This is a genomic window from Streptomyces sp. So13.3 (assembly GCF_005860785.2).
GTDB classification, from domain to species: Bacteria; Actinomycetota; Actinomycetes; order Streptomycetales; family Streptomycetaceae; genus Actinacidiphila; species Actinacidiphila fildesensis.
In genome coordinates this window covers 8,724,566-8,747,319 of the sequence record NZ_CP048835.1, presented here as the reverse complement: position 1 = coordinate 8,747,319, position 22,754 = coordinate 8,724,566, and the positions used below count along the sequence as shown (strand labels likewise).

Sequence of the window (22,754 nt, the reverse complement as noted above, 5' to 3'; positions counted from 1 at the left end):
CGGTGACCGGCCGGACCGGCGGCCGCCCGGGGTGGCGGCCCCGGGGTTGGCTGAGCGGCATCCGGCTCCGGTTGACCCTGCTCGCCGTCCTCGTCGTCGGCATCGGCCTGGTAATCGCCTCGGTGCTGGTCCTCCTCCTGGTCCGGCACGACCTCACCGGCAACGCGCAGACCGCCGCCCGGCAGCGGGCCCGGGACACGGTGGCGGAGCTGGGCTCGGGGGCGCTGCCGAGGCCGCCGGACGCCGGTGAGGACAGCCCGGTCGTACAGATCGTGGACCGGCACGGCAACGTGCTGGCATCGAGCCCCGAGCTGCGTGGCCACGGCCCGCTCCTGCCGCAGCGCGCCACGGACCAGCATTCCGTCAGCGCGACGCTGCACAAGCCGCCGATCGGTGACGGCGCCGCGTACTGGGCCGTCGGCCTTCCGGCGGACCACGCCGGCCAGCCGGTCTCGGTCTACGCCGCCGCCTCGCTCGAACCCGTCGATGAAGGCGTCCAGGCCGCGCTGTCCGCCCTGCTCATCGCGTGCCCGGCCCTCCTGCTCGTGGGCGGCGGTACGGCGTGGCTGCTGGTGGGCCGGGCGCTGCGGCCGGTGGAGGCGATGCGCCGGCAGGTCGCGGAGATCACCTCCAGCGAGCTCGACCGCAGAGTTCCCGAGCTCCCCGGCACCGACGAACTGGGCCGGCTGGCCAGGACGATGAACGCGATGCTGGAGCGCCTCCAGCAGGCGGGCGAGCGCCAGCGGCAGTTCGTCAGCGACGCCTCGCACGAGCTGCGCAGCCCGCTGGCGGCGCTCAAGGCACGTACCGAGGTCGGGCTGGCGCACCCCGCGGGCACCGACTGGCACGTTCTCGCCCGGGATGTGCACCGAGAGACCGACCGGCTGGACCGGCTGGTCACGGAGTTGCTGCTGCTCTCGGGCACCGGCGCACCCCAGGACCCCCGTGAGGTCTCGGAAGTGGACCTGGACGAGCTGGTGCTGCTGGAGGCGGCGGCGATCCGGGCCAGGGGCGAGGTCGAGGTCGACCTGTCCGGGCTGTCCGCCGTACGGGTAAGGGGTCGCGCCGGGCAACTGCGGGCCGTGGTCCGCAACCTGCTCGACAACGCGGAGCGGCATACGGACTCCGTCGTCCGCGTCTCCCTCGCCGCCGACGAGAACGGGGTGGAGCTCGTCGTGGCCGATGACGGTCCCGGAGTCGCGTCCGAGTACCGGGAGCGCGTCTTCGACCGGTTCTTCCGGGTCCAGGGCGCCCGCGACCGGGACAGCGGCGGCGTGGGACTCGGGCTGGCCATCGTCCGCGACGTGGCGGCCGCGCACGGCGGGCGGGCGTGGATCGCCGATTCACCCAAAGGCGCGGAGTTCCACGTCCGGCTCCCGTTCAGCGGTCAGGCGTACTGACCCGCGGTGCGGTGGGCACCCCGCGGCACATCCGCACCGGAACAGCCCACGGGTGCCGTCCGCCACGCGGGGCGCCCGCAGCAACAAGTACGCCGTGACTACAGAAGACTTGCCCGGGGACCAGATCGGCCAGGTGAAGCAAGAGACTTACGGCCTTACCGGGTTGTGGCTGGATGGACGCGCTTTCGCAAGAGGGCGAAGCCCGCACGTCCGAACATCTGGCGGTCCGTTTCGGAGCAGGGCTGGGCGGTGCGATCGCGCCTTCGGGGCCTGACCGGGGGAGAGTACGCCGATCGCGCTCCAGTCGGCCTGGCGTGCCTAACCTCGCGCTTTCACGAGGCAGGTTGTCCGATACTTGATCAAATCAGCGGAGAGTGCTCCTGACCTGCAACGATGGGACTTGTCTAGGGTCCTGCTGGCTGCACGGAAAAGAGCACTCTCCAGGTGAGCAAGCGTATCGGGTTGTACCGCGTGTCCGCGTTGAGGGCGGTGGCAGCGGAGCCGTCTCGCAGGCCGGGGCGGTGCTGCTGGTCGAGACGGTCCGCAAGTCCGGCCTGGACACCGCGATATCGGCGGCATTGGCGCCGTGGCGCAAGCCGCGGGCGGTGCACGACCCGGGCAAGGTCCTTTTGGATGTCGCGCTCGCAGTCGCTTTGGGCGGGGACTGCCTGGCCGATGTCGCCATGCTGCGGGCCGAGCCCGACGTGTTCGGCCCGGTGGCATCCGACCCCGGTCTCCCGGCTCATTGACGCCCTTGCCGCAGCCGGACCCAAGGCACTGGCCGCGATCCGGTCGGCGCGGGCCGCAGCACGATCGCGAGTCTGGGACCTGGCCGCGGCGGACCCAAGCGGGGCAACATAGCGCGGGATCGCCGGTTAGCCAAACCGGCGATCCCGCGCATCATTAGTAGTCCACCGCCACGAGATACCCGTTCGGCGAAAGGACCGACCGACGATCACAGCCCACCGCCCACCGCCCACGCCCTCGACGATCACCCCGCCGCGTAGCTCGCACGGAACAGGTCCTGCGCACGCTCCACGTCCCTCGTCGTGCGGAGTTGTACTTCCAAGTCGCCGGTCCCGTGGTGGCCGAGCCCAGACACGTCCCGGGTGAACCCGGGAGCCAGGTCGACGCGCTTCGGGTCGACCTTCAGGTAGACCAGGAGCTTGCTCCGCTGGGGCGGACAGACGCAGGCGAAGTTCCGCAGCCGCTGATACGCCCGGTACTGCTTGCGCTCCACGCGGCTCACGCCGTCGCCCAGACCACGCAACGCCTCGTCAACCGCCGTCGCCAGGTCGGCCATCGACGCGCCCTGGATGTCGGCTGCCGTGCGTGCGCCGGCCTGTCGACGTGCCCGCCGAGGCGCCTGAGTCCCGCTGCTCACGGACGCGAGGGTCTCCAGGCCGAGCAGGTCGCTGCCGAACAGCCGGTAGCGGACCAGGTCGATCGACCTGCGGTGCTCGCGTACGGCGTGTACGTCGTAGCGCGTGAAGTCGCCGGCGATGCAGATCAGCCTTGGCGCGCTCCAGAGCACCTGGGCTGCGGCCGTTGCCCCGAGCTGGTCGCGGACCAGGTGCTCGAACTCGCGGCGGTGGTCCATCAACCAGGCCATGTAGAAGAGCCCTTGATGGATCGCCCCTGCGTCGACCCCGCGCTTGAATTCCACGATGACCGGCGACCCGTTCTCGTCCAGGCCAAGCGAGTCGATCCGACCGCCGTGAATCGGCCCAGTGCAGTACTCGCTGGCCAGGAACCGGACGCCTAGCAGCGTCTCCATGTGCGCCTCGACCAGACCCTGCACATCGGCCTCGACCTCAGCAAGATGCGGCATGACCTCGGTCATGCCGCCAATGGTCGTATCCGTGCGGAACAGCTTCAGGCCCGACACCTTCCCCTCCTCGCCTCGGAGATCATCAACGCCGAGTCGGGGCAGGATTGTTTCCGCGAGGGACTTCGGGGGTGTGAAGGTGGCGTGAGAGGCTATCTCCGTCCGCCGCGTGGAGTCCGACTTCCCACGGCTCGCGGGGATCGAAATCCCACATACGTCCCACAAGATCGTGGTGCGAGCGCCCGGAGGGCTCCGTTTTCGCAGGTCAGACCCCATCGCTCGGTGGATAGGGCGAGTGCCTTCTAAGCACTTGGCCGCACCTTCGAGTCCTGCTGGGCGCACCACCCCTTTACCCATCTGGCCTGCCCGCCGGACGAACCCTTTTCACAGGTCAGGGTAGAGGTGATACCTCTCGACGTATCCGGTGCACCCCCTCCCGTGAGCAGGTGCCCACGGGCTGCGTCGGGCCGTGGCTGGACTTCTGCGGGTGGCTGCGGCGAGTACGCGGCGAAGTTCACGGGGCGGTCTCGTCAAGGGCATCCCGTAGTCTCTGGCGGGCGCCGACCGCAGTGCTCCCCCCACGAGCGGGGTGTTCCGTCCGGGCCGCCTTCGTCGAGGTCGCAGTGTCCGTTCTCCCCGTGCGAGCGGGGGTGGTCCGCGCCGGTCGAGACACCCTCAAAGCGATCGCCCGTCCGGTTCGACGCCGCCGTGGGCCCCCGGGCGTAGTTCAGGGGCTCGTTGTCAGTGGCGGTTGGTATCTCTGGAGCGTGGTTGAGCTCAAGGGTGCGACGGGGCTGAGCAGGCGGGTGGATGCCCGCTTGTGGGGCAAGGAGAAGGGATTGTTGCGGCCGTATCCGGTGATGTGTCATCTCCTTCTACCGACGGCGCGCCTGGCTCCTTGCTCAGCAAGGTTCCGCGCGGTCCGAAGCCAGCCGAAGCGTAGAAACGGACGGCTCCCTCATTCGGCGCGAAGATGCCGGCATAGATGATCAAGACACCATGCTCCGCGGCAGCATTCTCCGCCGCCATCAGTAAGGCCGCCCCGACACCCTCGCCGCGATGCCCGTCCAGGACGACGGTGTGGATGTCGGCCGCACGGCGGGGAGTCAGGATCTGATGGTCCGGAGGATCCGCCAGCAGGATGACCTCCACCATGCCCACCACGTCGCCCACCACCTCGGCAACCAAGATCAGTACCTTGGACTCGGCCGCAAGCACCTCCTCGAAATGCCTGCGCACAGCCTCGATGTCGGGCACGCGGTAGACGGCCGGATCGAGTTGAACATGCCTTTCGGCATTCGCGAGACGCAGGCGGACAAGCGCCGGCACGTCCTCCCACTCGGCGGCCCTCACCAAGATCGGCATGTGCGGGAGCCTTCCAGATCGCCCATCCCCACCGCAAGGGCGGGGGGCAACTCAAGCCGGGGCAAACGTTGCCTGATGCGGCACTAGATGCAGTGAGAGGTCCCTGCAGGGGTATCTGGCGACGTTCGGACCTGCTCAGAGGGCGGCAGCCACCCGTTCAACCGACCCGGCATCCACCCGTTCGCCGCTTTCATGTGAACCCGTCCTCGGACAGGTCTCTGACCTGCACCAGTGATGCTCTCGCAGCCCCACTGAAGCTCGGACTTCCCTCCTACCATCCCCTCCGTCCCCCGCTGTTGGTGGTGGGGAGGCTGGGGACACGAAGCCGGCACATCGAGAACAAACGCCAGATTCTCGCGCCGGCGGCAGGCTGGCCTCAGCCTGCCGCCCGCACGCGCGGGCCAACTGCATGAGAGCGTCAACGACCTGCTGCTCCTCGACTTCATAGATCCGGCAGAGATCACGGACATCGCGCTGACTGATGCGGCGCTGGCCGAGTTCCAACCTGGTCATCTTCGGTTGAGAGACCAACAACAATGCCGCTGCCCTGGTAGACGTCATGCCCTTGGCCTGCCGAAGCTTGCGGAGCACTGCACCCAGCTGGCACCGCTTGCTGGTGGGGCTGGCGTCGGTGTTCACAGGGACACGCACCTCCGGTGGGGTCAAGGCCGTCACACGCGCGGCAGGACAATCGATACTGCAAGCGTCGAACCACCAGCGCAGGCCAAGATCAATGCGTGGAGGAATGACACCGCGCGACCGTAGCGAGCGCGGCGCGCGGGTGAAGCTCAGAGACGAAACCGGGACGGCCGATGAACGGCGACGGACACCAGCCGACCCGGCGCCAAGCCGCACCAGGCGCCAGGAGCGGCCGCCTGGGGCGGGCGAGGCAGCATCATCGTCCCGTCAACAAAGGCTCCACGCGATCATCGCCGTCCGCATGTCCACCCATGATCAAACTGGTATATGCCGAACACCGGTGCCCATGGCGCAACCGGTATTACAACCATCCGCCATCAGAGCGAACGCGCTCGCCACGACCCGCACACCCCCTGGCTCCCCTCCACCACGCCGACGCCTGGCCGCGGCAAAACGCCCGCCACGGCCCCGTCACCCGCACGATCACGGAGCGACCGCCAGGAGTCAGAACCCACCTGATGGAGCCCGCCGTCTACACGTACGAAGCCAGTGTTTGCCGGCCGGTCGTCCTGGTGCCAGGCGGTATCACGGCCGCCGGTCCTTGGCGGGTGGGAACACAGCCGAAGGTCGAACCGCCGGAAGAAAATCCCCGCATGGACTTGGACAGTGAAAACCCAGCCGTGTCAGACCTCATTGCTGCGATCCGCGGCGGCGACCTCCCCACCGTGCACCGACTGCTCGGTGAACGCCCCGCCCTTGCGACGGCCCGCTTCGGCGGCACCTCAAAAGGACGCACTGCGCTGCATATCGCCACCGACTGGCCCGGCTACTACCCGGCGGTCAGCTCCGCGCGGCCGACCTGCTCCTACGCCACGGCGCGGACATCCATGCCACTCCCGGCTACGCCGAGGCACGGTCGTGAACATCGCCACGGATCCCGACACCCGACGTGAACTCCTGGCGTCATCGACTGGCCGGCCTCGTCCTCGAAGACTACCCAAGCTCTGTTCACCGCCGCGGTGCTCTTACCCGCGGCCAGACCTCCCGCCGCCACAGCTCCACCGCGTCGTCGTCCCCCTCGATCGCGCGCCGGGCGGGCTGCTGCCACGACCAACCGTGCCGCCGAAGCAGCCGCCACGTGCCCTCCACGGTGTACGAGACATGGAACAGGCGGCCGATCATCGTCTTCACCCGGGCCAGCGTCCACCGCTGGTCGGCCCACCCATGCGTCAGCGGGCCACGCTCCAACTCCCGCTCCAGCCGCGCTATCTGCGTCTCCGACAGTCGAGGCCGGCCAGGCGAACCCTTCGACGCCACCCCGGCCAGGCCCTCCTCGCGCCACTGGCGCCGCCAGCGTTCCACCGACCGCTCCGAGACCCGCAACGAGGCAGCGATCTCCCGATTCTTCTCGCCAGCCTCGAAGCCAGCCACGGCCTGGAGCCGGACCTGCTCTCGCCCGGCCCTCTCGGCGTCGGTCAAGCCGCCGCCCTGCGGATATCTCACCCCACCAGGACTACCGAAGCCACCCACGCGCTGTCCGGCAAACAGCCCGACATCACCCGATCAAGTTCAGTACAGGGGCTTCATCGCCTATGACTTGGCGCCGGATCGGCATCACCGTGTTCACGTGCTTTCTGTTCCTGGCCGCACCGGCTGTGCGCACGGGCCGGACATTGTCCGGCCCGCGATACCGGCGCGCCCCACGTGCCCGCACGACGGGGTTCTCCTCGCTCTCCATACTGTCTGCCCAGCGCGATCGCGCGTCGTCTGAGGCGCCCCCTTCCGGCACCCGGACAGCCAGGTTCAGCTCGTCCAGCAGCCGCAGTGCCTCCCCCATCGAAACCTGGGATCCGCGGGCCCACCTTTCCACAGACCCCGCCAAGGTCGGATCAAGGCCGCTCAGCTCAGCAGATCACGAACAGACGCTGCCTTGGCGATCCCCCTGCCACCGCGCTCCTCTACCGCGTGCTGCTGCCCTTGCGTCTACTACTCGTGAGCTGGCCCATGAACGCGACGATGAAGCCGGCCACAAGCATCACCGCGCCGGTGAGGGTGCCCCACGCCCGGGTTTCGGGATCGCGGCTCAGCATGCCGAAGACAAGCTGCCAGCACAGGGCGAAGGCCACTATCAGCTGGCCCCAGCCATAGAGACGAGGGTTGCGGACGTGACGCCGATTCCTGGGCAGCACCCAGCCACGGGTGACCGCCGCGAGGCCGACGGCGGCGATGAGCGACGCTATGAGGAGAAGGGGCAGAGCAAGGTAGGGGTTCATGATCTCTCTCCCGCGCGCCGGACCCACGCCGGACGCCAGCGAGATCATGACACGGCTGTGACGCGTCTCCAGACGCTGCCCCCGCGCCGATCGGCGAACGGCGTCAGATGGGATCGCCGCTGTAGGACAGTCCCGTTCGGTCCAGGCCGAGTTCGTGGAGCGCGGCGCGCAGGGACAGGTCGGCGCGGTGGACGATGAGGGTAGTGCGGTGGGCGCGGGCGGCGGCCATCAGGGGGAAGAACACCGAGGCTGCCGCCGTGCCCAAGCGGGGGACCTGCGTGAAGTCGAGGTGTGCCTCGGTGGGTGAAGCCTGCAGGAGCGCCGCCAGCAGTTATCCGATAGTTGCGGCGTTGTCGTGGTTGATCGGGAAGGCCCCGCGCACGGTCGATGAACGGGTCGACAGCACCGGAAGAGAGCTGTTGCGGTGAATATGGTTTCGACCCGGACGCAAAGGGCGTGTCACGGAGCGGTCCATGGTGCTGAGTGTGGTCTTGATCGTGAGGTCCGTACCGCACCCGGTGCGGAGCTGTCTCACCCTCAGGGAGATTTGATGTTGCGTATCGCCAAGGCCGCCACGGTCATTGCAGCTATGGGCGCCGCCCTGTTCGGCGGTGCGGGACTGGCCGCCGCCGACGCCGACGCGCAGGGTTACGCGATCGGCTCGCCCGGTGTGCTGTCGGGGAATCTGATCCAGGTGCCCATCCACATTCCGGTCAACGTGTGCGGCAACACCGTCAGCGTGCTCGGTGCGCTGAACCCGGCGTTCGGCAACCGCTGCGAGAACACCTCAGACCACCACATGGGTGACCAGGGCGGTCAGGACAACCGCGGCGAGGGCAACTGGGGCCAGGACAACCGCGGCGGCGATGACCACAGCGGTCCGGCCCAGTGGGGCAACGACCACCACGGCAGCGACATGCACGGCGCCGGCATGGCCAACTGCGACCACTGATCGCGCTCCGGCGCGTGGGGCGCGCCTGATCGGGTTGCCGGTCTAGCGTCGTGCGGCGGTGCGGCGTGCGCGGCCGGCCTACGGGTGATCCACTTTCTGCCGGATCGTATGCCAGCCCTCCAGAGTGATGTGGTCGGTGCACGGTCTGCTTTTCCCGCTGCCCCGGGAAGGGTCGGGGGCTTCGTTCGGTGACCACAGCACCGGACGAAGCCTTCCCTGCCGACCTGGCACGGCACGCGCATTCGCTCGCGTTCCACGACCCCTTGTTCATGATGCGCGGGTCCGTTTGTGAAGTGTGGCGTGCGCAGGAGCCGCCCGCCGGGTGTGTGGGCGGGGTTGGTGCAATCGTCGTAGCCATCCGGGTGGCCTGCGAACGAGATGCCGGCATACCTGTGCCAAGAGCGTTAGCGGAGACGGTCGTTGGATGCCAAAGCAGGGAGGGGCAGTGTCACCGGAAGGAGCTGCCCCGCCGGCCGGTACGCGTCTTTGCCTCCTGGGGTCAGCGTCTTGGTGAGCTGCCGCTCGTGAGTCGCTGTGCGATCGCGAACGGTACTGCTTCCGCAAGGTGCAGTGCTGGGGGGAGGAGGTCTTCCCAGAAGGCATCGACGTCGGGGGGCGATGCCGTCGTCAGCCGGCAGTCGGCGGCTTCGGACTCTTCCGGATAGCGGCCGTTCGTCTTGGTGTGGGTGACGTTGAAGGAGGCGCTCTCCAGCAGACCGAGCAGGTCCACCTGCTCCATGCCCGCGGACCTCCAGGGCTCGTCGGCTCGAAACGCCAGAAGCCGCGCGTAGGGCCCGGAGAAGATGCCGCGCAACTGGCCCAAGGTGGGTTCTTCCGCCGCCAGGACTTCCAGGGTCTGGGTACTGAGGGGTGGTCGGCCGCAGGTCAGGCGGTCCCAGATGGTGATGCCCAGGACAGTGGCCGCGCTGGCGTATCGCCAGGTGATCTCCCCGATGGTCCGCTCGTAGGCGACCGCTGCCGAAGAGGCCGCTCGCGCCGCGAGCTGATGATGCGGCGTTGGGCCCTGTCCGGTGTATCCCTCCTCCAGATCGGCCTTGGCCAGCAGTCTCCGCGTCAGGGCGCGGGCGCATTCCCACTCTCCACGCAGCTCTACGTGCGCGCGGTTCAGGCATCGCAGCGCCCCCGACTCCTCACTGCTCAGCAGGCCGAGATCCTTCAGGTCGGGAAACCGTGGGCTCATCCGCTCCCCCTTCGCCTCAGCTGGGCGGCGGGAGGAGTTCGACCCGCCCGCGTGCCCAGGCTGGAAACGGTCACTCCCGCACAACCATCCAGCGAAGGACGCAATACCCAGATATCGGGACGGTGACGCCCGATGCGGTCGGCTGTGCGCCGATGGCCATAGGGGTGGCGGTGCTCGGACCTCCCTGCGCGCGGGACGACGGCCGCCTGGGCCGGCCCTGTCGGCGGCCATGCGCGAAGACGGCCCGCCGGCGGACGCTGCCCGCAAGAGGCGTCCGATAACCGCACGTGGCTGCCGGTCACTCGGGTGGCGACACGGTTGAGCGCCGGGTGACCACGTTCGGCCCAGGAGCGTTGCGGGGGCTCTGAGTCCATGGTGCTTTATTCGTAGCTTAAGTCACATTACGGGCATTCTGTGCATGGCTCCGTGTGCGGCTCCGAGCGCTCGCTGCACACCGCCGCCACGCCGGCCACTGGGCAGGCACCGGCTCTCACCTGGAACGGATGTCCCATGCCACGATCCCATCCGCGACGCCGCAAGAGTCCGACCCGCCCCGCCGAGCGAACCCTCGCGGCCGTGGGCACTCTCGCCCTGGTCGCCGCCGGCATTCTGACGACCCTCGGTCCCGGGGTCAGCTCCGCCTCCAGCCACCGCGAGGCACCGCTGACCGCCGGTGACCCGAAGGTCGACAACACTGACGTGTACGCCTTCACCAGCCCCGACAAGCCCGACACCGTGACCCTGGTGGCGAACTGGATCCCGTTCGAGGAGCCCAACGGCGGACCGAACTTCTACCCGTTCGCCAACGACGCCCGCTACAACATCAAGATCGACAGCGATGGTAACGGTAAGCCTGACGCCACCTACACCTGGGCGTTCACCGATCACATCCGGGACGACGCCAACCAGTTCCTCTACAACACCGGCGTCGTCAATTCCGTGGACGACGCGAACCTGAACTTCCGCCAGACGTACAACCTGACCGTCACCGACGCGAGCGGGAACTCCAAGACCCTGCTCAAGGACGCGCCGGCGGCCCCGTCGAACACCGGCAAGGCCTCGATGCCCGACTATGCCGCGCTGCGCAGCCAGGCCGTGGTGCCGTTGGCGGAGGGCGGGCAGTCCTACGCCGGTCAGGCGTCCGACCCGTTCTTCCTGGACCTGCGGGTCTTCGACCTGCTCTACGGCGGGAACCTCAAGGAGAGCGGCCACAACACGCTCGCGGGTTACAACGTCAACACCATCGCCCTGCAGGTCCCCAAGAAGGACCTGGCCCTCAAGGGTGATGCCACCCGCAACCCGGTGATCGGCGTGTGGTCCACCACCGACCGCAAGGGTGTCCAGGTCGCCGCTTCCGGCAGCAAGGGCGACGAGGGCTCGCAGTCCAAGGGCAATGAAGGCAGCGAGGGCAACGACGCCAAGGGCGGGCCGCCCACCGAGGCGGGCTGGCACCAGGTGTCCCGGCTGGGCAACCCGCTGGTCAACGAGGTGGTCGTGCCGCTGAAGTACAAGGACGCCTTCAACGCGCTGACCCCGGACAAGGACCACACGGTCACGCCGGTCGTCGACAAGGTCAAGGACCCGATCGTCCCGAAGCTCGTGCAGAGCATCTACGGTATCCCCGCCCCGGCCGCGCCCCGCGACGACCTGGTGGAGATCTTCCTGACCGGTGTGTGCAAGGACTGCGGACCGATCAAGGCAGACCTCAACTCGCAGCTGCTCAACGCCGACGTCCACAAGGACGCCTTCACCCCGGCGGAGGAGCTGCGGCTGAACATGGCCGTGCCGCCGTCCGGCAACCCCAGCCGTCTGGGGGTCCTGGGTCAGGACCTGGCCGGCTTCCCCAACGGCCGACGCCTGAACGACGATGTCGTCGACATCGAGCTGCAGGCCCTGGAAGGCGCCGCGCAGACCGGGAAGATCGTTCCCGCGCTCGCGGCCGGTGACGGCGTCGACACGCCCTACCGCCAGACCGGCACCTCCTTCCCGTACGTCGCACTGCCCAACACCGCCGCGGTCAACCAGGCCGACTCGCAGCGGCCGGACGGCGGCATCGGAGCCGGCCTCGGCGGCACCGCCCTGAGCGGATCCACCGTCGTTCCCGCCACCGCACTGGGCGGCGGCGCGCTGCTGGCCGTGGCCGGAGTGCTGTACCTGCGCCGGCGCAGGCACGCAGGCCGTCCGTGACCACCCCTGCCGCACCTGGCCGCCTGCGCTCCGCACTGGAGCGCAGGCGGCCGCGGGGGCTGTGCAGGTTCCGCCCGGCACGCCCCCGCCGGGTGGCCGCGTCCCTCGCCGTCCTGACGGGCATATCGCTGGCCTCCTTCGGCACCTGCGCCCTCATCACCGCCGGGCCAGGACCCGCCAGGAGCGCGGACGTCGGAACCCTCCCCGTCTCCCAGGGCGGGGGCCGGACCGCCTCTGCCGGAGCTTCGGCTCCGGCGCCGGTGCGTATCCGAATACCCGGGATCGACCTCGACAAGACCCTGATCCATCTGCAGGTGCGGCAGGACGGCCACCTCGGCGTCCCCGAGGGCCCGCAGCAGGTCGGGTGGTGGAGCGAGGGCCCCCGTCCGGGGGATCCTGGCGCCGCGATCATCGTCGGCCACGTCGACTCGCGTACCGGCCCGGCCGCGTTCTACAACGTGTCCTCCCTGCGACCGGGGGACGCGATCACCATCGACCGCGAGGACCACTCCCACCTCGCCTTCACCGTCCGGGCGCTGCGGCAGTACGACAAAGAGGATTTTCCCGACGACCAGGTCTACGCCACCGCCGGCGCCCCCGCATTGCGGTTGATCACCTGCGGCGGCACCTACGACAAGGCCCTGCACGAGTACCGCGACAACATCGTCGTCTACGCGACCCCCGCCGACCCACAACCCGCGGCACCGCCATCAGCCGCCTCCCCATCAGATGTCCCAGACCGGAGCGGGAATTGACCGAGTCCGAACGCATGCGCCCCGCACGCCGTCACCACATCCGGCTCGCGGTGATCACCAGTGCCCTGGGAGTGGGTCTCTTCCTCGCCGGCGGCCTCGGCCTCTCTCCGTGGCCGGCCGCACGATCCGAGCAGGGGACTCCCGCCGCCGACGCGGTGAGTGCTCCGGTCAGTGATCCGCTCGCGGCGGACATCACCGGGTTGCAGGACCACTTGCGCAAGACCCCGCAGGATCCCGTCGCGCTCGCCACGCTCGGCCTGGACTACGTCCAGCAGGCGAAAGCCACCGCGGACCCGTCGTACTACCCCAAGGCGGAGGAGCTGCTCAAGCACTCGCTGGCCGTGCAGAAGGCAGACAACTTCACCGCACTGGGCGGCATGGCAGCCCTGGAGGCAGCCCGCCACCACTTCACCCCCGCACTTAACTGGGCTCGGCAGGCCGTCGCCGTCAACCCGTACAACTCCTCGCTGTACGGAACCCTCGCCGACGCGTTCACCCAACTCGGCCGCTACGGCGAGGCTGCCGACGCCGTGCAGCGCATGGTCGACCTCAAACCGGGGACGCCGTCGCTGTCTCGTGCCTCGTATGTCGCGGAACTGCGCGGGGACACCGACACCGCCCGCACCGACATGCAACGCGCTCTCCAGGACGCGGCCGGGCCCGCCGACCGGGGCTTCGCCCACTACTACCTCGGCGAACTCGCTTTCAACACGGGCGATCCGGCCGGTGAACTGGCCCAGGCACAGGCCGGACTGCACGAAGCCCCCTCCTCCGTCGCCCTGCTCCAGGCCAAGGCCCAGGCCGAAGCGGCGCTCGGCAAGACGGACGCCGCGATCGCCGACCTGACCCAAGCCGTGCAGCGAGTCCCGCAGCCCGAGTACGTCCTCGCGCTCGGTGAGCTCTACCAGTCCCTCGGCCGCACCCAGGAGGCAAACCAGCAGTACCAGGTCTTTAGGGCCGAGCAGAAACTCTTCGCCGCGGGCGGAGTCGCCCTCGACTCCGACGCCGCCCTGTTCGAAGCCGACCACGGCAACCCGCAGGACGCCCTCACCATCGCCCGCCAAGGTCTGCGGACCCGCCCGTTCCTCGAATCCCACGACGCGCTGGCCTGGGCCCTGCACACGAACGGCCGTGACCGCGAAGCACTGGAAGAATCGAACGAGGCACTCGCCCAGGGCACCCGCAACGCGCTGTTCCACTACCACCGAGCCCTGATCCAACAGTCCCTCGGTGACAGCGCGGCAGCGCGGACGGATCTGACCCTGACCCTGACCATCAACTCCCGATTCAACCCGCTGCACGCCCCCAACGCGCGGGCCATTCTCGCCGCGCTTCCCAGCACTCCGTAACGAACCCGGCCCAGGTGGGAAGGCACGGCTGAGAGATCGTCAACCGCGTGAGCGCACCCACCTGGGCTGTCGGTCTGACTGACGGCAAGAAGGTCCGCGCCCGTGCTGGCCTGGCACTTTGAGCAGCGCGCTGCGCTCCGGACGAGCCTCAGCCCGCCAGTCGGCCTCCGACGGCCCGTTAGTCTTCCTGGATGTATCAAGCTGTCGTCGGCTGTACGGACCCCGATCCACGGCTTCGTTTGGTCCAGCTCGTGGAGCGGGGCGATGCGCTGTTGCGGCAATTGGAACGCACCGCGCAATGCGTCGCGGCGGCTGACCGCCGTGAGGCTGTCAGCCCTTCCGCCGGGACACTGACCGCTATGAGGGAAGTCATCTCCATTTACCAGAAGATCGCGCAGCGGTACGTGGACGCGGACCTTGATGACGCTACGACGCTGCGGCACCTGGCCGACACACTCGACGGGACCACCCGCTGCGTGCGGCTACTGACCCCCCGGAACGGGCAACTGCCTAGCGTCACCTGCCGCCCTTGACTTCCTGCGCAACCTCTCAGACGCAGCCCGTGCTTCGTCGCGCATGATTGCGTAAACGACATTGCAGGCGTGGACGGCCACACGTGCGAGCGGGCGCGGGTACGTAGTAGTGCGGCGGCGTCTTCGACACAGAGGTCACTCGCCCGGGTTCGCCTGGGCGGATGCCAGCAGCAACCGGCCGGCTGGCGAACACCGGGCCGCCGCCGGGTCCTGCCCGGCCGGGGAGGAGATACTGGAGGACGCCAGCCGGACCTTCGAAGACCCTTGGGACTGGCCGAGGCGGACGGGGACGTCCAGCAGATGCTCCGCGGGAGCGGGGAGCACGCGGGCTGATCCGCGCACTGGGTGCAGGGCCACTCCTATGGCGCTGGTGGCCAGAGCGCTGCGAGGCCGGTGGGCTCGAACGAGGCCAGGCCGTGTGCCGTGGCAGGGATCCCGGCCGCGTTCGGTCTACTGGACGAAGCTGGCATCCATGCTGCCCAGCGGCTGGGAGTTGTCCTGGGCCAACGGGAGGGCGATGTCGAAGACCTGCTGGCCGGTGGGGAAGTTGCCGACGCGGTCGGCTTTTCCGTTCAGGACGTTGACGCGGTAGAAGCCGTAGGTGCCGCTCGCCTGCAGCGCGGCGAAGCCCCGGTTCGTTCCGGCCTTGGGCGAGTAGTAGATGTCGAAACCGGCCGACGGGCCCGCGTTGACTCCCAGACCGCCCGTGGGCGCGAGGGTTCCGGCGTTGGCCGGGGACTGCAGCGAGACGCGGACGTTGACGGTGTCGATGTCGAACAGTGACGTCGCGGTCGCGGTGTTCAGGTCGTTGTTGGTGTACGCGGCGCCGGTGACACCAAGCGCGGTGGTGGGCGTGGTGGCGGGCGGGACGGCGGGGTTGGTCAGGGTGCCGTCGACGGTGGTGGTGAGAGGGGCGGCGGGATCGTCGATGTTGTGGCGCAGGTTCTGACCGGTGTCGCTGATCACCCGCAGACGGTTGGCAGCCGGGTTGAAGACGCCGAAGTTGTTGCCCTGCAGCGCCACGGTCAACTGCGAGACCTTGCTGGCGTTCGCGTCGCGGTCGACAGTGTAGACGCCACCCTTGTCGCCGACGCCGTACAGCTTCCCCGCCTGAACACGGAAGTCGATCCCGACCAGCTTGGTGTCCCCCTGCAGGCCGTGCACACGGCCGCCCGAGCGGAGCGACTACGGCGCGTCCTCGGAGAAGCTGACGAGCCGCTGGTCGACGGTGAGGCCCATCACCTTCAAGCCGTCACCGTGCCCGTCGCCTGCCGCCGCTGTGGTGGCCGACGCAAAGGGACAGGCCAACGCGAGCGCCAGAGCAGGAACGACTATCGCTGCACGCATACGAGTCTCCCAGGGGAAGCAGCCCGAACCGGACGCCGGGCGTCACTCCGTGACACAAACACACCAATTCCTGCATGGCCCGTCACGAAGACCGTCCGGGGGATGCCGCAGACCAGCACGCTCACACCGCCAGGTTCACATTCGGTGACCGACGTGAGCGCTGACGTACGGCCGGGGCCCGCGAGGGGTTCAGTCGGCGGAGGGCTCGGCGGAGTGCAGCCCGACTGTCCACTTCTCCTCGATGCGGCCGAACTTCCAGACCCCAATGGCGATGATCCAGGTGGTGAAGAACAGGCCGACGATGATGAAGCCGATGATGTTCAAATCCAGACCACCGACCCAGTCCCAGAACGGGCCGTGCAGATCGAGTTGGTCCGCGAGCAGTCCGAACAGTTCGACGGTCCCGATGATGAGAGCGACGGCGACGGACAGCCCGGTGATGGTGAGGTTGTAGTAGACCTTGCGGACCGGTTTGGAGAACGCCCAGCCGTAGGCGAAGTTCATGAACGATCCGTCAATGGTGTCCAGCAGGGACATGCCTGCGGCGAACAAGACCGGCAGGCACAAAATCGCGTACCAGGGAAGTCCGGAGGCCGCGCCGGAACCGGCAAGGACCATCAGGGCGATCTCGGTGGCCGTGTCGAAGCCCAGGCCGAACAGCAGGCCGAGCGGATACATCTGCCAGGGCTTGGTGATCGACTTCATCACCCGTCCGAGCAAGCGGTTCATGAAGCCACGGTTGTTCAGTTGTTCCTGCAGGGCCGCTTCGTCGAAGTGACCGGTGCGCATCTTCCGGAAGACTTTCCAGATCCCGGCCAGGATCACCAGGTTGATGGCCGCGATGATGTAGAGGAAGGCGCCGGAGACGGTGGTGCCGATCAGGCCGGCCAGGTGGTGGAGCTTCGAGTTGTCGTCCTGGACCGGTCCTGCGAGGGCCTTGATGCCCAGCGAGAGTAGGAACGCAAGGACGAAGACGATGCTGGAGTGGCCGAGGGAGAACCAGAAGCCCACCGAGAGCGGGCGCTTACCCTCACCCATGAGCTTGCGGGTGGTGTTGTCGATGGCCGCGATGTGGTCGGCGTCGAAAGCGTGCCGCATGCCGAGGGTGTACGCGGTCACCCCCATCCCGATGCCGAACGCCTTGGTGCCCACCGTGTAGTGCTCCGGTGCGACGATCACCACCAGCGTGAACCAGCCGATCACATGCAACGCCAGGATGAACGCGGCCATGCCGCCAAGGCGCGTCCATTCCTGCCTGGTCATCGATGTGCGCAGGCGCGCCCAGCGCGATACCGGCGCGACGAGAGTTGACGAAGGAGCGGGGGAGGTGGAGGTGAGCGCCATGGGACTGCTTTCTTCCGGTCCGGTCAGGCGTAGCTCATTCACCGTAGAAGCACGGAGTTCCTACTTGCAACTGATGCGCAGTAAAGAATAAGCAATTTACCGAACCTCAAGTCCGAGGCCACTCACAATATCGTCCACCTGTGCGACCGGGCGATGCCAACCCTCAAATGGCCGCATAAGTTCAGGCCAACGGCGATACCTTTATGGACCCGCTGGTCGGAGGTTCCGGTCGAGAGAATTAAACGCGTAATCCTCTTGCGCAGCACGGGATGCAGAGCAGAAACGATCATCCAGCCTCCTCGACCACCCGCATGACCTGGGCATCTTGATTCCTGGGCAGAAAATAGTCCCATTAAATCCATCGGCGGGGTGGCTGGAAAACTCTCTCCATTGAGTGGAGTTTCATATCGGAGCCAATCCGCAGTGCGCTTGGCTCCGAAGAGCATGCGGAGGTCCAAACCTCCGAGACCGTCCCCACGTTCGCGAGAGAAAGAATCTTCATGACCGCAAACGCATCACCCGCCGGCAGCAGTCGGTGGAAGTCCGCGGCGATGCTGCTCGCGCTCGGTTCGGCAGTCGCCGGCGCCGCGCTGGCAGGACCCGGCACGGGTGTCGGCCAGGCGTCCAGTCACCGGGAAGCACCGCTGATCGCGGCTGACCCGCAGGTCGACAACACCGACCTGTACGCGTTCACCAGCCCGGACAAGTCCGACACGGTGACGCTCACGGCCAACTGGATCCCGTTCCAGGAGCCGAACGGCGGGCCGAACTTCTATCCATTCGCTGAGGACGCGCACTACGACATCAACATCGACAGCCAGGGCACCGGCAAGCCGGACCTGACCTACCGATGGACGTTCCGCAACGAGGACCTGCGCGGCGAGAAGACGTTCCTGTACAACAACGGCGTCGTGAACAACCTCAACGACAAGACGCTGCTGTTCCGCCAGCACTACTGCCTGCAGGAGATCCGCGCGGGCAAGAAGCCGGTCACGCTCGTCGCGGACGGCATCGCCACGCCCTCGAACGTCGGCAAGGCGTCCATGCCGAACTACGGCAGGCTCCGCAACCAGGCGACGCAGAAGCTGCCCGGTGGCGGCCAGACCGTCGCCACGCAGGCCGCGGACCCGTTCTTCCTGGATCTGCGGGTCTTCGACCTGCTCTACGGAGGCGACCTCTCCGAGACCGGCCACAACACCCTGAACGGCTACAACGTCAACACGTTGTCCATCCAGGTGCCCAAGTCCAAGCTCGCCTACAAGGGCAACGCCAAGCGCAACCCGGTCATCGGCGTGTGGAGCTCCACCGAGCGGCGCACCATGCAGCTCAGCCCCGGCAAGCAGACCCCCACGGGCAAGTACGTGCAGGTCTCACGTCTGGGCAACCCGCTGGTCAACGAGGCCGTCGTGCCGGCCGGGCTGAAGAACGCCTTCAACGCGCTGCCGCCGTCGGAGGACCACAACCAGCCGAAGGTCGTCGCGAAGGTCCTCGACCCGGAGCTGCCCAAGCTCATCCAGGGCATCTACGGCATCCCGGCACCCGCCACCCCCCGCAAGGACCTCCAGGAGATCTTCCTGACGGGCATCGCGAAGGCGACCAACGGGCCGCTGGCCGTGGACCTGAACTCGCAGCTGATGAACCTCGACATCAACAAGAAGCGGTTCGTTCCCGCCGAGGAACTGCGGCTGAACATGTCGACACCGGTCACGGCCAACCCGGACCGGCTCGGTGTGCTCAACGGTGACTTCCAGGGCTTCCCCAACGGCCGCCGCATGGGTGACGACGTCATCGACATCGCCATCCAGGCACTCGAAGGCGCCACTCCCGGTCACCTGATCCAGGCACTGGCCGCCGGTGACGGCGTCAACGGGCCGGGCGCCCCGTTCGGGACCACGTTCCCGTACGTCGCCCTGCCGTACACCGGTTCGGTCAACCAGGCCGGCTAATCCCGGCTAGTCCCCCACAGGCCGGTGCGGGCCGACGCCACCTGCCCGCACCGGCCCTTGTCAACGATCCAGCCGCAGGTTCGTCCGCGCAGGGCCCGGATCTGTCGTTCATACCGGTACGCAACAACCGCCAATGAGGGATGTCGTTCATGCGCCGCCTCGCCCTGATCGCCACCGCCGCCGCGCTGTGTGCCGGCCTGTCCGGATTCGCGGCACTGGAACACACCTCCAACTCCTCTCCCCCCACGGCGGCGCCCGCTCCGGCGGCCGACGCGGCCCATACCGCGCTGTCGATCGGTGCGGTGGTCAGCCAGCTCCAGGACAAGCTGCGCCTGCAGCCGGCCGACGCCGCATCGTGGGCGCAACTGGGCTCCGCATACGTCGAGCAGGCCCGGCTCACCGTCGACCCGACGCTGTACCCCAAGGCGGAAACGGCATTGCGGCGCTCGCTGACGCTGCAACCGGACGTCAACACGACCGCGCAGACCGGCATGGCCGGACTCGCGAACGCCCGGCACCAGTTCACTCAGGCTCGCACCTGGGCCGATCAGGCCGTCGCCGACGATCCGTACGCATGGGCCGCCTACGGGGCACTCACCGACGCCCTGACCCAACTCGGCGACGACGCCGGAGCCCAGGCCGCCGTCCAGCGGATGCTGGATCTGCACCCCTCGACCGCGTCCTTCACCCGCGCCTCCTACACGCTGGAACTGCAAGGCCGGACCGATGAGGCGGCACAAGCCCTCCAACGCGGACTGGAGGACGCGTCCAACCCGGCTGACCAGGCCTTCTGTCAGCACTACCTGGGCGAGCTGTCCTTCAACACGGGTTCCACCACGGTGGCGTTGACGCACTACCGCAAGGCGTTGGCGTTGGATCCGACCTACACCGCCGCCCTCGCCGGCGCCGCCCGCGCCGAGGCCGCGCTGGGCCGGACCGCCGCAGCCGTCACCGACTACCAGGCAGCCATCACCCGCGTCCCCCAACCCCAGTACGTGCTCGAACTCGGCGAACTCCTGGAGTCCCAGGGCCGCACCGCGGAGGCCCGCGCGCAGTACAGCGTCCTGGAGGCCGAGCAGAAGCTGTTCGCCGCCAACGGCGTCGTCGACGACCTGAACCTCGGCCAGTACCAGGCCGACCACGGCAACCCGCGGCTCGCCGTCACCTTGCTCACCGCCGAATGGGGCCGCCGCCACAGCGTGCTGGTCGCCGACGCCCTGAGCTGGGCCCTGCACCGGGCCGGACGCGACGAAGAAGCGCTGCCCCTGGCGAAAGAGGCCAACCGGCTCGGCTGGCGCGATGCCACGCTGCGCTACCACCGCGGCGTCATCGAACAGGCGATCGGCGACGACCAGGCCGCGCGTACCGACCTGACGGGCGCCCTGTCGGCCAACCCCGCCTTCTCCCCGCTGCGCGCACCCGACGCACAAGCGCGCCTGGCCCGCCTCCAAGGACAACGATGACCCGTATCCGTGCCCACTCACGACGCGCCGCACTTCTCCTCGCCGGGATCCCGGTGCTCTTCTTCCTGGCCGCACCGGTCGCGTCCGCCCACCCCTTGGGGAACTTCACCGTCAACCGGTACGACGGTCTGACGCTCCACTCCGACCGGGTCGATGACCTGGTAGTGGTGGACACCGCCGAGATCCCCACCCTCCAGGCCATGCCCGCCCTGGACAGCGATCACGACGGCCGGCTCAGCGCCGCCGAAGCCGCCACCCACGCCCGCACCACCTGCGCCACGATCGCCCGCGCGATCCGTGCGACCGCCCAACCCCAAGGGACCGGGTCCTCACGCGCCGTCTCGTTGCACCTCCAGGTCATGACGACCGACTACCGGCTCGTGCGGGGCCAGGCCGGTCTCGACACCGGCCGGCTCGAGTGCCGGTTCAGCGCGCCCGCGGACCTGGGTGCCACCGGAACCCTCGAACTCACCACCGGAGTCAATCCGTCCCACATCGGCTGGCACGAGATCACCGCCCAGGGCGACGGGACGCGGATCGGCTCCTCGGACGTCCCCGCCGCCTCCATCTCCAACGAGCTGCGGAAGTACCCCGCCGACCTGCTGTCCAATCCGCCCGACGCCCGCCACACCCGCGTCACCCTCGGCAACGGCCCGGGGGCCGTCGCGGCGAACGCGCCGGGTTCGGGACTGCTGGGCGGCTGGTACGCGGCTCTGGACGCACGGTTGGGGTCCCTCACGGACCGGGACCGGCTCACCCTTCCCGTCGGACTGCTCGCCGTACTGCTGGCCCTCGTCCTGGGTGCGGGACATGCCGCGCTGCCCGGACACGGCAAGACCATTATGGCCGCCTACCTCGCCGGCCGGCAGGGCCGGCCGCGCGACGCGGTCACGGTCGCCACGACCGTCACTCTCACCCACACCGCGTCCGTCCTGGTCCTGGGCACCGCGCTGAGCGTCTCCTCCGCACTCGTCGGCGAACAGGCACTCGCCTGGCTCGGCACCATCAGCGGCCTCGTCATCATCGCCGCCGGAATCTGGCTCCTACCCGCAGCCCTCCGCACCGCGCGCACCCGGGCGGGGGCCCGGTCCGCGGACCGGGCCCCCGCACACGACGGCCACACCCACGGCAACCACGAGCACGGCCACGACCATCCGCACAGCCACGACGTGGCGGTCGCCGCCGCCGCCGAGCCCGTCGGAGCCGGCGAACTCGTCACGGCTTCTGTCGGAAACCCGGCCGTCGCCGCAGCCGGCACGACGACAGAGGCAGCGCTCGCCACGGGACCCGAGTCACACCACGACCATGCGGCGCCGAGCGCTACTGCTCACCAGCACCACGAGCAGCGCCACCAAAGCCACAGTGGCCACGATCACCCACACGGCCACAGCCATGGGGGGCACGGGCACAGCCATGGGCTGTTCGGTCACCATCATCTCGGCGGGTCGAGCGGCCGTAAGAAGGGCGGCCTCATCGGGATCGGCATCGCCGGCGGCCTCGTACCCAGCCCCTCCGCCCTGATCGTCCTGCTGGGCTCCATCGCCCTGGGCAGAACCGCCTTCGGCGTCGTCCTCGTCCTCTGCTACGGCCTGGGCATGGCCGCCACCCTCGCCGCCGCCGGCCTGCTCCTGCTGAAACTGCGCGACCGGATCCCGGCCCTGAACGGCGGACGGGCCGGCCGGCTCGCGACGTGGGGCGCACGCATCACCCCGCTGAGCACCGCACTACTCATCCTGGCCGTCGGGATGGGCACCGCACTGCGGGCCATGCCGCTGTGAACAGGCACCTCGGCCTCTCCATCACTCCGGAAAGCAGGAAGACCACCATGGCATCACGTGCTCGTACCCGCTGGGCCACCCTGTTCGTGCTCGGCGCGCTCGCGCTCACCGACTGCGGCTCCTCCGCCGCACGCACCGGGGCACTCGACACCACCTCCGACAGCAAGAAACCCACCTGCCGAACCCACCAGAGCGTGCTGCCCAGCCAGGACTACACCGGGGGAAGTGATGCCAAGACCCTGGCCGTCCTGGCGATGATGAAGTACTACACCGCTAAGGGAACGCTGCCCTTCTGCGACACCAAGCCCGCCACCGCACAGGACATCGCCTGGGCCAAGCTCTACACCAACCTCACCAAGCCCTGACGGCACGGTCGCCCAGGAGTGCCTCAACC

Annotated in this window: 17 protein-coding genes and 2 pseudogenes; 11 read left to right on the top strand and 8 right to left on the bottom strand. The window is 68.6% G+C overall.

Annotated features, from left to right (window positions below):
- The first annotated feature begins 2 nt into the window (after positions 1 to 2).
- Positions 3 to 1,400, top strand: coding sequence for a HAMP domain-containing sensor histidine kinase (locus C8250_RS38990; RefSeq protein WP_138358148.1), 1,398 nt, complete (start codon positions 3 to 5; stop codon positions 1,398 to 1,400).
- Positions 1,401 to 1,819: 419 nt separating this feature from the next.
- Positions 1,820 to 2,234, top strand: a pseudogene (locus C8250_RS38985) (transposase); the annotation flags it as partial.
- 157 nt (positions 2,235 to 2,391) lie between these two features.
- Here C8250_RS38985 and C8250_RS38980 read toward each other — a convergent pair.
- From C8250_RS38980 to C8250_RS38955, 5 genes are all read right to left on the bottom strand, one after another.
- Positions 2,392 to 3,288, bottom strand: coding sequence for a DUF5655 domain-containing protein (locus tag C8250_RS38980; RefSeq protein WP_187145165.1), 897 nt, complete (start codon positions 3,286 to 3,288; stop codon positions 2,392 to 2,394).
- 717 nt (positions 3,289 to 4,005) lie between these two features.
- On the bottom strand, positions 4,006 to 4,593 hold the full coding sequence (locus tag C8250_RS38975; protein WP_138358152.1) for a GNAT family N-acetyltransferase: 588 nt from the start codon (positions 4,591 to 4,593) through the stop codon (positions 4,006 to 4,008).
- Positions 4,594 to 6,240: 1,647 nt separating this feature from the next.
- Positions 6,241 to 6,735 carry a winged helix-turn-helix domain-containing protein gene (locus C8250_RS38965; RefSeq protein WP_138358156.1) on the bottom strand — a complete coding sequence of 165 codons (495 nt, stop codon included), beginning with the start codon at positions 6,733 to 6,735 and terminating at the stop codon, positions 6,241 to 6,243.
- A gap of 455 nt (positions 6,736 to 7,190) precedes the next feature.
- A complete protein-coding gene (locus tag C8250_RS38960; RefSeq protein ID WP_138358158.1) occupies positions 7,191 to 7,505 on the bottom strand; it encodes a hypothetical protein in 315 nt (104 codons plus the stop codon).
- Between the two features lie 103 nt (positions 7,506 to 7,608).
- Positions 7,609 to 7,770 (bottom strand): hypothetical protein, encoded by a 162-nt coding sequence (locus tag C8250_RS38955; protein WP_187145164.1) that lies wholly within the window; start codon positions 7,768 to 7,770, stop codon positions 7,609 to 7,611.
- 285 nt (positions 7,771 to 8,055) lie between these two features.
- Here C8250_RS38955 and C8250_RS38950 point away from each other — a divergent pair, with 285 nt between their 5' ends.
- Complete coding sequence (locus C8250_RS38950) at positions 8,056 to 8,457, top strand: chaplin (protein ID WP_138358160.1); 402 nt, start codon at positions 8,056 to 8,058, stop codon at positions 8,455 to 8,457.
- 499 nt (positions 8,458 to 8,956) lie between these two features.
- On the opposite strand, the gene C8250_RS38945 is transcribed toward C8250_RS38950, so the two are convergent.
- On the bottom strand, positions 8,957 to 9,658 hold the full coding sequence (locus C8250_RS38945) for a hypothetical protein (protein ID WP_138358162.1): 702 nt from the start codon (positions 9,656 to 9,658) through the stop codon (positions 8,957 to 8,959).
- 510 nt (positions 9,659 to 10,168) lie between these two features.
- Between C8250_RS38945 and C8250_RS38940 the strand changes: the two genes are divergently transcribed.
- From C8250_RS38940 to C8250_RS38925, 4 genes are all read left to right on the top strand, one after another.
- Positions 10,169 to 11,845 (top strand): DUF4331 domain-containing protein, encoded by a 1,677-nt coding sequence (locus tag C8250_RS38940; RefSeq protein ID WP_138358164.1) that lies wholly within the window; start codon positions 10,169 to 10,171, stop codon positions 11,843 to 11,845.
- Positions 11,842 to 12,600 carry a class F sortase gene (locus C8250_RS38935; RefSeq protein WP_244809656.1) on the top strand — a complete coding sequence of 253 codons (759 nt, stop codon included), beginning with the start codon at positions 11,842 to 11,844 and terminating at the stop codon, positions 12,598 to 12,600. Before C8250_RS38940 ends, C8250_RS38935 begins: the two co-directional genes overlap by 4 nt.
- On the top strand, positions 12,597 to 13,949 hold the full coding sequence (locus tag C8250_RS38930; protein WP_232486261.1) for a tetratricopeptide repeat protein: 1,353 nt from the start codon (positions 12,597 to 12,599) through the stop codon (positions 13,947 to 13,949). Before C8250_RS38935 ends, C8250_RS38930 begins: the two co-directional genes overlap by 4 nt.
- 191 nt (positions 13,950 to 14,140) lie before the next feature.
- The gene (locus C8250_RS38925; protein ID WP_138358166.1) at positions 14,141 to 14,482 is read left to right on the top strand and encodes a hypothetical protein; all 342 of its coding nucleotides are present in this window, start codon (positions 14,141 to 14,143) and stop codon (positions 14,480 to 14,482) included.
- A gap of 450 nt (positions 14,483 to 14,932) precedes the next feature.
- On the opposite strand, the pseudogene C8250_RS38920 reads toward C8250_RS38925, so the two are convergent.
- A pseudogene (locus tag C8250_RS38920) lies at positions 14,933 to 15,829 on the bottom strand (DUF4394 domain-containing protein).
- Positions 15,830 to 16,018: 189 nt separating this feature from the next.
- Positions 16,019 to 17,092 carry a HoxN/HupN/NixA family nickel/cobalt transporter gene (locus tag C8250_RS38915; protein WP_138358183.1) on the bottom strand — a complete coding sequence of 358 codons (1,074 nt, stop codon included), beginning with the start codon at positions 17,090 to 17,092 and terminating at the stop codon, positions 16,019 to 16,021.
- Between the two features lie 581 nt (positions 17,093 to 17,673).
- Here C8250_RS38915 and C8250_RS38910 point away from each other — a divergent pair.
- The 4 genes from C8250_RS38910 (at position 17,674) to C8250_RS38895 (ending at position 22,725) form a co-directional block, all read left to right on the top strand.
- Entirely contained in the window at positions 17,674 to 19,119 is a 1,446-nt protein-coding gene (locus C8250_RS38910) for a DUF4331 domain-containing protein (RefSeq protein ID WP_138358168.1), read from the top strand.
- A gap of 149 nt (positions 19,120 to 19,268) precedes the next feature.
- Complete coding sequence (locus tag C8250_RS38905) at positions 19,269 to 20,582, top strand: tetratricopeptide repeat protein (RefSeq protein ID WP_138358170.1); 1,314 nt, start codon at positions 19,269 to 19,271, stop codon at positions 20,580 to 20,582.
- Positions 20,579 to 22,360, top strand: a complete 1,782-nt coding sequence (locus C8250_RS38900) for a nickel transporter (protein WP_138358172.1) — start codon at positions 20,579 to 20,581, stop codon at positions 22,358 to 22,360. Before C8250_RS38905 ends, C8250_RS38900 begins: the two co-directional genes overlap by 4 nt.
- Before the next feature lie 47 nt (positions 22,361 to 22,407).
- Positions 22,408 to 22,725: a hypothetical protein gene (locus C8250_RS38895; protein ID WP_138358173.1), complete on the top strand. Its 318-nt coding sequence runs from the start codon at positions 22,408 to 22,410 to the stop codon at positions 22,723 to 22,725.
- The last annotated feature ends 29 nt before the right edge of the window (positions 22,726 to 22,754 follow it).